10 protein-coding genes are annotated in these 10,850 nt (G+C 32.9%); all 10 read right to left on the bottom strand.

Features of this window, described 5'->3' with window-relative positions; translation table 11 throughout:
* Window positions 1-194: 194 nt before the first annotated feature.
* Window positions 195-545, bottom strand: coding sequence for a hypothetical protein (locus RYX56_RS12580; protein ID WP_317122371.1), 351 nt, complete (start codon window positions 543-545; stop codon window positions 195-197).
* A 24-nt stretch (window positions 546-569) separates the two neighbouring features.
* Entirely contained in the window at window positions 570-1,247 is a 678-nt protein-coding gene (locus RYX56_RS12575; RefSeq protein WP_317122370.1) for an HAD family hydrolase, read from the bottom strand.
* A gap of 22 nt (window positions 1,248-1,269) precedes the next feature.
* Complete coding sequence (locus RYX56_RS12570; RefSeq protein WP_317122369.1) at window positions 1,270-1,935, bottom strand: transaldolase family protein; 666 nt, start codon at window positions 1,933-1,935, stop codon at window positions 1,270-1,272.
* A gap of 72 nt (window positions 1,936-2,007) precedes the next feature.
* On the bottom strand, window positions 2,008-2,790 hold the full coding sequence (srlD, locus tag RYX56_RS12565; protein ID WP_317122368.1) for a sorbitol-6-phosphate dehydrogenase: 783 nt from the start codon (window positions 2,788-2,790) through the stop codon (window positions 2,008-2,010).
* Between the two features lie 24 nt (window positions 2,791-2,814).
* On the bottom strand, window positions 2,815-3,177 hold the full coding sequence (locus RYX56_RS12560) for a PTS glucitol/sorbitol transporter subunit IIA (protein ID WP_317122367.1): 363 nt from the start codon (window positions 3,175-3,177) through the stop codon (window positions 2,815-2,817).
* A gap of 57 nt (window positions 3,178-3,234) precedes the next feature.
* Complete coding sequence (gene srlE, locus RYX56_RS12555; protein ID WP_317122366.1) at window positions 3,235-4,266, bottom strand: PTS glucitol/sorbitol transporter subunit IIB; 1,032 nt, start codon at window positions 4,264-4,266, stop codon at window positions 3,235-3,237.
* Between the two features lie 11 nt (window positions 4,267-4,277).
* Window positions 4,278-4,823 (bottom strand): PTS glucitol/sorbitol transporter subunit IIC, encoded by a 546-nt coding sequence (gene srlA, locus RYX56_RS12550; protein ID WP_317122365.1) that lies wholly within the window; start codon window positions 4,821-4,823, stop codon window positions 4,278-4,280.
* 1 nt (window position 4,824) lies between these two features.
* Complete coding sequence (locus RYX56_RS12545) at window positions 4,825-5,268, bottom strand: transcriptional regulator GutM (protein WP_317122364.1); 444 nt, start codon at window positions 5,266-5,268, stop codon at window positions 4,825-4,827.
* Window positions 5,269-5,338: 70 nt separating this feature from the next.
* Window positions 5,339-6,289 carry a sugar-binding transcriptional regulator gene (locus RYX56_RS12540; protein ID WP_317122363.1) on the bottom strand — a complete coding sequence of 317 codons (951 nt, stop codon included), beginning with the start codon at window positions 6,287-6,289 and terminating at the stop codon, window positions 5,339-5,341.
* A 553-nt stretch (window positions 6,290-6,842) separates the two neighbouring features.
* Complete coding sequence (locus RYX56_RS12535) at window positions 6,843-10,820, bottom strand: YobI family P-loop NTPase (RefSeq protein ID WP_317122362.1); 3,978 nt, start codon at window positions 10,818-10,820, stop codon at window positions 6,843-6,845.
* Between the last annotated feature and the right edge of the window lie 30 nt (window positions 10,821-10,850).

Raw genomic sequence — 10,850 nt, 5'->3', positions numbered from 1 at the left:
CATTCCATTGCTTTTGATCTCTATAATATCCCTGGTCACCATTCTATCGCTTATGACCTTTATAATATTCCTGGTCATCATTCCATTGCTTTTGATCTCTATAATATCCCTGGTCACCATTCTATCGCTTATGACCTTTATAATATTCCTGGTCACCATTCTATTAAGGCATAAGGTATTATTAATACCTCCCATTAAGAGAAGGTCTTGCACTGAACGTGCAAAACCTTCTTTATATTTCTTATATTCTCTAATATCCTAAATTCCTCCACCACATAATTACCATCCTGCAATGGGATGTCACCATCGAATATTTCAATACCTTCCGTTAAATCCTCTTCTACCTTCATATTCTCTTCTTTCAACATGACCTGTTTGATATTATCATTAAATATCTGAACACCCGATTTCTTTTTGTCTAAGTCGAACAAACTCAGCTGTGCTGAATCTATGCATACTTGAACGATCTCATCCGGTCTAAAGCCGCGCAGCGATATTAAATTATCGTTATTCAGTTCAATATCACCATGAAATGCTGAGTACAATATCCTTCTCGCGTAACTGATTACTCACTGCGCCTGGATATGTTGGTTGTCGTTAAGATTTCTTATTAATTCAACCAGCCCTATATCCTCCATGGAGGTTAACCTATACTGGTAATCTTCAAACGGCAACTGAGAAGTGATTGGATTTGGTACAATAACACAAGAAAGACCTGCTCTTCTTGCAGCAGTTAATCCATTCAATGAATCTTCAAATACCAAAACATCTTCTTTTTTTAGCCCAAGCCCTTTCACCGCTTGTTCATAAAGTTCTGGGTCTGGTTTAATTTTGTGCACATCATCCTTCGTCCGGATGATTGAAAAATAGTGGTCAATTTTATGATGAGCTAACCATCTATCAATCCAGCTTCGCTCAGAACTAGAAGCCAAAGCGATCTTCAATTCTAGTTGTTTAGCTTGATCTAAATAGTCTCTTACTCCTTTTCGAAGGTCGGCGTCACCTAATACCTCCATACGATACTCCTCTATTTTCAGATCTAAATCTTCATCTAATACAGGTTGACCAATCAGTTCTTCCAAATATCTATAGGGGTGAAACTCATCTAGTCCAGTCCCTACAATTTGAGCAAACTTTTCAAGTGGTAATTCAGCATTATATTCTTTAAATAACTGTTGATATGCTTCATAAAGTGGAGTCTCTGTATCAAAAATAAGGCCATCAAAATCAAATATTATCCCTTTCATTTCTTCACCTCATATAATTATGTTAAATTGTAAGCTTACCAAAGCGCTCTTTCCAGTCTATAGTAAATTGGTCAACACTAAGTTCAGAGCAAGGATGGAAATGAAGTTCTTCAATGATGTCTGGACTAGCTGTAACAAATTGTGCCCCTACTAAACTGCATTTGTGCACTTGATTAACATTTTTAAAACTTGCTGCTAAGACCTCTGTTTTTAATCGATGTGTAATAAATAATTCGATAATCTCTGAAACAACCTTAATCCCATCACCGGAAACATTATCAATACGATTTACATATGGAGCGACATAAGCCGCCCCACACCTTGCAGCCATCAGAGCTTGTTGAGCTGTATATATAGCTGTTGCCAAAGTATCGATCCCCAATTGATTTAATTCTTTCATAGCTTTATACCCTTCTCTAATTGCAGGCACCTTAATATATACATTCTCATCAATTTCAGAAATAATCTTCTTTGCTTCTTCGACTATATCTGTAGCATTTTCAGATATAGTCTGAACGAAAAGCATTTTATTCTCACCGATTAATTGACGAATTTCTCTTAACTGTTGAAGATAATCCGATTGTTCCTTTGCTAGAATCGTAGGATTAGTAGTAACCCCTTCAATTTGGTAATAATCGGATAACTGTTTTATACTATGAATGTTGGCTGAATCGATTAATATCTTCATAAAAGTTCCCCTCCTTAAATTATTAATAGAAGAAAGCCATTATGTTTTAACAACATAATGACTTTTATTGTCTTAGAACATTACTTGACCACCAGTAACGTTTATTGATTGTCCAGTACAATATGCTGCTTTATCCGAAGCATAAAAAATTACAGCATTTGCAATGTCATCATACTCACAACCGCGCTTTAGTGGTACCTTGTCAATATAGACTTGTTCTACTTCATTCTCAGGAATTCCAAGTTTTTTTGCATATTGAGGTAGTAAACTTTGGAACATAGGAGAACTGAGAAGATTTCCTGGCATGATAGCATTTACTCGAATATTATGTTCCGCAAGGTCTAATGCTAGACTTTGTGTTAGGCCTACTCCTCCAAATTTTGAAGCAGAATAACCAGAGTTGTGCTTACTTCCTACTTTTCCAGACTTAGAGTTGATTTGGATGATATTACCGAAACCTTGGTCAATCATTACTTTGGAAACTTCACGAGCGCATAAGAAGTATCCTGTTAAATTTACAGCGACTGATGCTTCCCAAGCATTTAATTCAAAGTCAGTGATTTTTGAACTTTTCGCATAGCCTGCATTATAGACTAATAGATCGATCTGACCAAACTCAGCAACTGTTTCCTCAACCATAGACGCTACTTCTGCTTCATTTGTTAAATCTACTCTGATACCAACTGCTTTACTAGAAAACTTTGATTCAATATCTGCAGCAACAGTCATTGCGTTTTCTTCATTAAGATCTGCTACGACTACGTTATACCCTTCCTCAGCCAAACGATGAGAAAGTGCCTCCCCTAAATTTTGGCCTCCCCCTGCCACAATTGCAACATTTTGTAATCGGCTCATAATTTCTCCACTCCTACTTTCTTTTTATCTGACGATTTCAAGTGTCTCACCCTCATTAATTTCTTTAATATCTTTATCTTCTAAACAAAGGGTACCTGGTAGATCCGCTTCCGTACTCCCATTAAATCTAATCGTGATATGGCCTAAATCACGTAGGTTTTTATTAACAGCATCTCCGACCGCTGTTACTTTGTACTCCATTTCGCCTATTTTGAATGTATCTCCAACGGCTACTTCATCGTTTAATTCATTCTTCTCATGAACAATACAAAATTCTTTTAATTCTTCTGGTGCATCACTCTTAAAAAGAATAATCATCTTATCTGCATAAAAAGTAGGAGCCATAGGGCCGATACTTGTTACATTTGTAAAATAAACTTTATTCATATCTTCCACCTGCTTGTTTTTATATTTTCTATATTGGTAATATGCTTGTTATTTACCTTAGAAATCCGTATAGATTGCAAAGCTTGCTAACCAAGCTACAAATACGGTTGGTGCCCCGGTTAAGAATCTAGAATATAGCACTGCCGGAACGCCAACTTCAACAGTCTGGGGTTCTGCTTCCGCTAAGCCTAAACCTACAGGGATAAAGTCTGCAGCAGCCTGTGAATTGATTGCAAATAGGGCTGGTAATGCAAGTTGTGGCGGGATGTTTCCTTGACCAATCTCAGTACCAATTAACACACCAACAACTTGAGCAATTACTGCACCTGGTCCTAAAAACGGTGATAAAAGCGGGAACGAACAAACTAATGAAATTAGTAATAATCCGGGTAAAGACCCTGCATATGGCGATAGGAAGTTAGCAAATAAATCACCAATACCTGTTTCTAAAATAACCCCAATAAGCATTGCGACAAATGCCATAAATGGAAGGATCGTTTTTAAGACTGTATCAATCGTGTCGCGACCTGCTTGGAATAAGGTACTAGTAAAATTCCCTATACCCATTCCCACTTTAACCATTATTCCTTTAGGCTTCTCTTGTTCACTAATTTTTTTGTCTGTGCTATACTTATATTGTTTAGTTTTATTCTCTTGCGTTTCTGTTTCGCTGACAGAAGCGCTTTCTTTTTGTGCATTTGCAGCTGCTACTTCATCATTCGCCATTTCAATGTTATTAACTTTAACTCCTGAAACATAAATATCTTCTGTTATAAATTTTGCTAATGGTCCGCTTTGTCCAGTCGGCATAATATTAATGGTTGGAATTCTCTTTTGAGGATAAATTCCACAACGTAATGTTCCACCGCAGTCAATAATGACACAAGCTGTTTCATCATCTGGTACCTTTGTTTTAAATCCATCAACTAACTCTGCACCTGTTATATCTGCAAGCTTTTGAGCAATATCTGGTTGATTACCACCTGTAATATAGACAATCTTATTTTTCTTTTCATCTACAATAATATTTAATGGTCCACCAAAACCACCGGGGCCCGCATGAACAATAGCTGAATTGTATTTTGACATTTTATGCCTCCCTATAGATCGACTGTATCTTTTAGTTGAACTTTTTGTTGTTTTGATACATACGCCACTGTCCAATCAGTAACCACACCACGCATAAAATTGGTAACCACACCTACTAGAAAGTACATCACTGCTAACTCTGCAATTGGTAGTCCTAACGCTGTAATTCCCGATGCAATTCCTAAAAATACGAATAGCTCTCCTGGATTTACGTGTGGAAACAAGCCGTTGTGTGTATGGCAAGAAAATGATGCCGCTGAATAATAACCTGGCTTGTGTTTTTCTGGTAAAAATCTACCTAATGACAGTGTCATTGGATTCGCAAAGAAAAACGTACCAAACACAGGTAGGAATAGATATCTAGCAATAACATTTTTCCCTGACTTCGCTGCAAGACGTTCTACTCTTTCTGTCCCAACTAAACGAACAACCGCATTCATTGCAACGAGCAAACAAATTAATAAAGGAACAATACCTGTGACAAGATCAACAAATACCTCGCCACCTCGTTCAAACAAACCCATAAAACCATCAGCTAACATAGTAATATATTCCATACTAGTTCACCCCTCTTTTTAAAGTTATTTTTTGTGCTAAACGTTCGAACAAACTCTTCTGGATAGGGATCTCACCTCCCTTAGAAATAATCTTGACGTTTGCTACTGCATCTTGAATTGCAGCAACTGTCAATTGATCATATATTTGCAAGTCTTGCTTTGTGAGTTTAAGCAAGTCTTTGCCATCTAATCCTTTCATAGGTTTCACGCGTGAAAACACCGTAACCCCTTGCATTTTTCTCGCTTCTATTATTTTATTACCATTGTTAATAGCAATAAGAACGACTGTACCAGCTTTAAATAACCCTCTCTTTCTTCCGATCGCGACTCTTCCTTTTTGTCTTAAAAAGCTGAAATTTTTATTAAAATTTTTAATTTGAAAAAAACCTAAAAAACTTTGAACAAGCCATGCTATCCCAACTAAAATAATTAAGTAGATAAACATTGTTTGACCTCCAGTACCTCAAAACTGTCTATTTATAAAATTGATTACGTTTACATTGAACTCCAAAAAGTTAGATCTTTTTTAATAGTTCTTCTGCTGTACTTTCATTGGTAATTAGAACATTGACATACTTACCTCTTAAAGCGCCTAAAATAGATGGTACTTTATTTGCCGATTCCGCAACTCCAATCGAATATTCAAGTTCCTTTAACCGGTCTAATTCAATGGCTACAGTTCTTTCTGCTACTTCAGACTCTATTACCTGACCATTAATATCATAGAATCTCGAACATATATCACCTACTGCGTCCAAGTTGTTAAGTTCATCTATTTCCTTATCACCATAAAATCCTGTCCAAATCATATTCGATGATGCGAGTGGGGCACCAATTCCAACTACTGCAATATTTAATTTTTGCCACATGTCCAGGATCTTCTTAAAGAAATTAGAAGTAACAATATCGTTTTTAGTTTCTTTTTTTTCAACAACCGCAGCAGCATCTATAAAGTGAGATGAGCCACCAAAAGTATTTGCAACATTATATATAATTGTATTTACATGGTATTTACTATCTAATGTTCCAGGACCTCCGACTAACGGTACAAAATCAACCTTTTTTGGCTTGTATTCCATGGGCTGTTCAATCATACTTCCCAAGGTTTTCCCCCAAGCAAAACCAACTGTATCATCATCTTTTATAATTCGATTCATCAACTCTAATGTGGCGTAACCAAGTGCAGCTTTTCTTTTTTCGTCAGAATCGTGATTATTATTTGGAACAATAATTACGTCTTTAAGCTGAAAGACCTTTTTTATTTTTGTTTCTAATTCGAAAGTTTCATAAGAAGTATTATCTATGTGAATTTGCACAATGCCTTCTTTTCGTGCTTTTTTCAGCATTCTTCCAATTGTTGTACGGTATATCCCTAGTTCCTTAGATATTTCATTTTGAGTCATGTCTTCCTCGTAATACATTTGTGCAACTTTTACAAGTAAACGTCTTTCTTCCCAGTTAGACATTACCCAGCCTCCTATCTAACCTTTAATATGTTAAGTTCACATGCACAATAATTATTTTGCACATATGTGCAACAGTTAGTCATCTGTGCTCCGCTTTAGTATAGACTTTTCTGATAATTGAGTCAATACATTTTTGGTTTGTCTTTCTTAAATCTAATTCAGAAAATTATAAGCAAAGTATTTCTTTAATATTTAAGCCAAGATAACAACCTAGAAAGGTTAATGTATAATTTTAAATATTGGCGCACAAAAAAGATTGCCAGCTTAATACATGGCAATCTTTTTTTATTTACATATGGCCATACCGCCAACTTTTTTGTGGGTTATCATTTACGCTAATAACCATTTTAAAAATGTTTAACAATAGATATTATAGGGAGTACTGGAGGCTGCTTTTCTCTTTAAACATCCTTATTCATTAAGTTGAAATTTCGGATATGGTCAAATGTAGTTATTAAACGCTTCATTAAACGTCTTGAACTCTTCCTTGCTAGAGAGCAGAGATATAAAACAATGTAGAATAAAGAAGCTCCCACCTAAGAAATACCTTTAATCAATTATTAAAATTTCTGCTAACATTAAAGGTGATTTTTTCATCATTCTCTGTGAACGAACTTACATATTTTCTCTCATCAGCTAAATATCTTATTAGTTCGAGGTTTTCCTCAAAATATGTTAGAGTCTTATTTCTTTCACCATTTAATGAGAGTTGTTTATGCTTTGTATTTAACGAGCTCATTAGATTATAGTAATCTTCATCTCTAATATTGAACTGATTTATACCAATGAGTAATAACCTAGCCACTATCCTTTCATTCTTAGATTTTTTAAGAAGTCTGAGATAAGTATCTTTTTCTAAAGTTATCCGTCCAATTTCGTAAAAACGTTTAGCTATAAGGGAAAAAACACTATCTTCTATAAACTCAGTTTGATCTACATATTCGGTTAAACTAGATTCTATAACCTCATCATCTACTAGGGCTGAATTCAAGATAGATTCTAGCAGATCATTCCGCATACTAATATTTATTAAGCTCATAATTTTGCTTATCGAATCAGCTGCATCACTAGTGATTTGAATATTTAATTTAGAATGATTTTCTAATAAGAAGATTTTCCCACCATTAGTAACGGAAGAACTGGTCAGTAAAATATTAAATAACTTATTATTATTAATTTCACTTGAGGTAACACGGTTTAAAATTATCATAAGAATTTCTTTATCTACATCAAAATCTAAGTCTCTATTTAAAGTGGTGTCTATTATATCAATGAGATATTCCGCTTCGACCTTCTTTAAGATTTCATAAAATACATCATAATTCAGGGGCATGCTTATAACATCGATAAGTCTATCCTTTACAAAGAAATTAAGATATGTTGCAGCTAATTTAATGTCTTCAAATTGATCTAATATAGTTTTGTAATATGTTGGGTTTAATTCTAGTAAGTTAAATTCAACTAGGGTTCTTACTCTATCTATATTTAGCAATTCAATATCCACCTTATTGCTAGGGGTTAAGAAAAATAATAACCTTTCAATTTCTCCTCTATTTAAATGAGGGCTTATAAGTAATAATTCATTGAACATCTTTAATTGTTCTTTATTATGTTCCGAAAGAGTTAAGTCATTATATTTATCCCTTAATACTTCTATATTAGATTTATAAGTAATAAAAGAGATTAATTCTTCGTACCCTTTAATTGACCTATTACCAAATGATCTTAAATAATGCAGGATATTATTCCAATTTGGTTCAGCCTTTTTTTGTGAAATAAACATCGCTAATAATTCTTCTTCTTTAATTTCCTCAAGATCTCTTAATAACCCGTCCCATTTTTTTATAAGTTCCTTCTTATTTTCATTCTCAACATCCGGATGATCTAACAGCCTGATAAGATACTCTTCTCTTTCTATATAGTTACTCTGATGAACTAATGCCTTTACAAAGTTATCCATTTCCTCTTCGATCCGCTCGGCAACGTTAGCACTGTTTTTCTCAACATGCTCATAGGTTATCTGTATAGGGTTACCGAGAATAATTTGTAACATATCAAAGTTTAATTCATACAGTCCCAGCCTTGTAATTATTTCTAATGCATTTATGTTTTCTTCATGTTCTAACTTTATAAACTTTACTCCTATATATTCTAATTTTTCTCCCCAATCCTTAACCTCATGTATATTCTTCCACTTTAAAAAAGAAGAGCTTTCAGAAATATACCGAGTAATTACTGAGCAATGATTAAAGGAACTCAACTCTTCTTTATTAAACATTTCTATAAATACATTGATATAATCCAGTTCATTACTCCCGTTAGATATAATTTCTTTCCATATTATTGATTTGCTTTTTTCTAAGCTCTTTATTAATTGCGAAACTAATAAGTAATTATCTTTCTCACCGACATATTCATTAAGAAAGCAAATTAATTCTATTACATTATCATCGATATATTCACTAACTATCTTTCTTTTAGCTCTCTCCTCATCTGAATGAGTAATATTTGAATTCCATTTACTGAATAAATAATTTAAGAAGTAATAATTAAATACACCTTTACTATTTAATTTTTCACCAGGAATCTTTTTCAATAACCTGGGCACATTTTTCAGTTTATAGTCGTGCTTCTTAAAATCACCTGTATAGAAAGACTTTGTAAAATCAATATCAGATTTAGGTAAAACACCTTCATAAAAATAAGTGAGATAGTCATTGTAATTCTCATCTATCCATCCATCAATTACCAAATACCTAAGTAAGTCCCTCTCATAGAAATTTATCCCTGTTTTTGCTTTATATCTACTATATAACTCATTAAGAGAAAAGGATTTTATATGATATAATTCTCTTTCACCAGATTTTATTTTTTCTTGTATCTTTTCTTTATTTTGTCCTAGCTTAACTTTTACTGATTTATAACTAATGGATATATCTGAGAATTTACCATTAATAGTAACAAAATCTTCAAGCGAAAATTCTGAGTTATTAAAGTTGCGAGTTACATCAACTAAAGTAATATTAGCATTCTCTTTTCTATACTCAATTATATAGTCTAAGAAATCTTCAAAACCTTTTACATTTGAAAAAATAAAGGTCTTATTTGTGCCTTTAACTTTAATTTTTAGGTTATTATCATTTATATTGCGTCTATGAAGAAATAAATACCTTAACTCCTCGACTGTTTCCGCTATTTCGTTTGGAATATTACTTAAAACTTGTCGCAAATCTTCAATACTATTTTTAATATCTTCACTAACGTTATTATAATAGCGGTCATTATTATTAAATATATCAAATAAGATACCTTGATTATTTAACAATTGTATATAATCTTTAGGGTAAATATTTTTATATATGGTCATTGAAAAAATTTTTGAATCATCTAAATAATTGTTATTTAGAGTTGCTTTCATAATATAAAATTCATTACATATATTTTTAAGTAGTCTCATGTCATTAATGTATAAAGACGTAGCCTGAATGAGCTGGTTCGAAATATTATGGTTTTTGTCCCCCCCTAAATTCTTCAGCAAAATATTTTCTGAGTTAGAAGAGTTAACGATCTTTACTGTCGGGATAATGAAGTCAAAAAATTTTGTTCGATTTTGAGCTTCATCCATTGTATCCTCAAAAGAAAAAATATCATCTCTTAAAGCATATATAAATACTATTTTTCTATCTTTTAGCTCTTCATTATTATTTAATAGATTATTTAAGTCTCTTAACCTTTCGAAAATTTCCAAATTGTTAAACCTATCTAAATCTTCGAATATTAGAATTCTATATTCAGTACTTTTAAAAAAATAGATTAATTCATCAATATATCGATTAAAAATTGACGGACTTTCTTTGGGGGTAATGTCGATCGCTGCGCTACCAACTTCTAACCGCCTCAATGTTATATTTCTAAACAGAGAAGTAAGCTCATTAATTCTCCAAACCACAAATATAAATCCACCTATAAGTATTAATGGGGGGAAATATGTTCCTACCTGTAAATAGTTCCATTCATTTATAAAATCCAATATGAAGTAATCTATGATATTATATTTAAAAAAGATATAAATTAATAAAATTAATATAATAGAGTAGAATATTTCAGATGCTTTTATACTTTCTTTTTCAATTATCCTAGAAAATCGCGAAAGTGGAATCTTAGCAGGTGAGACTTTATAAAACATCTGTTGCATTATATATTGTTCTAAAAGGTTTTCAACCGTGATATTATTTTTACTCTCTCCCATTTCATCTAACTCTATATCTAATTTATTCTTATATTCAGAGTTAAAGCTAGCTACAGAAATATCAATAATTTCTTCTTGTTTGGGGTGTCTTTCTATAAAAGTGTTTATAATACTACTTTTTCCCGAACCGTAACTTCCAGTAATTGCTATGTTCTGTATTTCATCATTCTTAATTGCCCAATCAATTGTACTTATATAGTTAATCTTTTTCTCGTCATAATCCTTATCTGGTGTTAGGGTCTCTAACTTCTCTAATTCAATTTCAAATGATTCTTCTGACAAAATAGTTCCTCCTGTCCCATTAATAATTTT

The organism is Alkalihalophilus lindianensis (assembly GCF_032843265.1).
In the GTDB taxonomy this organism is placed as follows: domain Bacteria; phylum Bacillota; class Bacilli; order Bacillales; family Bacillaceae_D; genus Alkalihalophilus; species Alkalihalophilus lindianensis.
The sequence above is the reverse complement of the archived record's forward strand: the minus strand, read 5'-3'. Positions and strand labels throughout refer to the sequence as shown.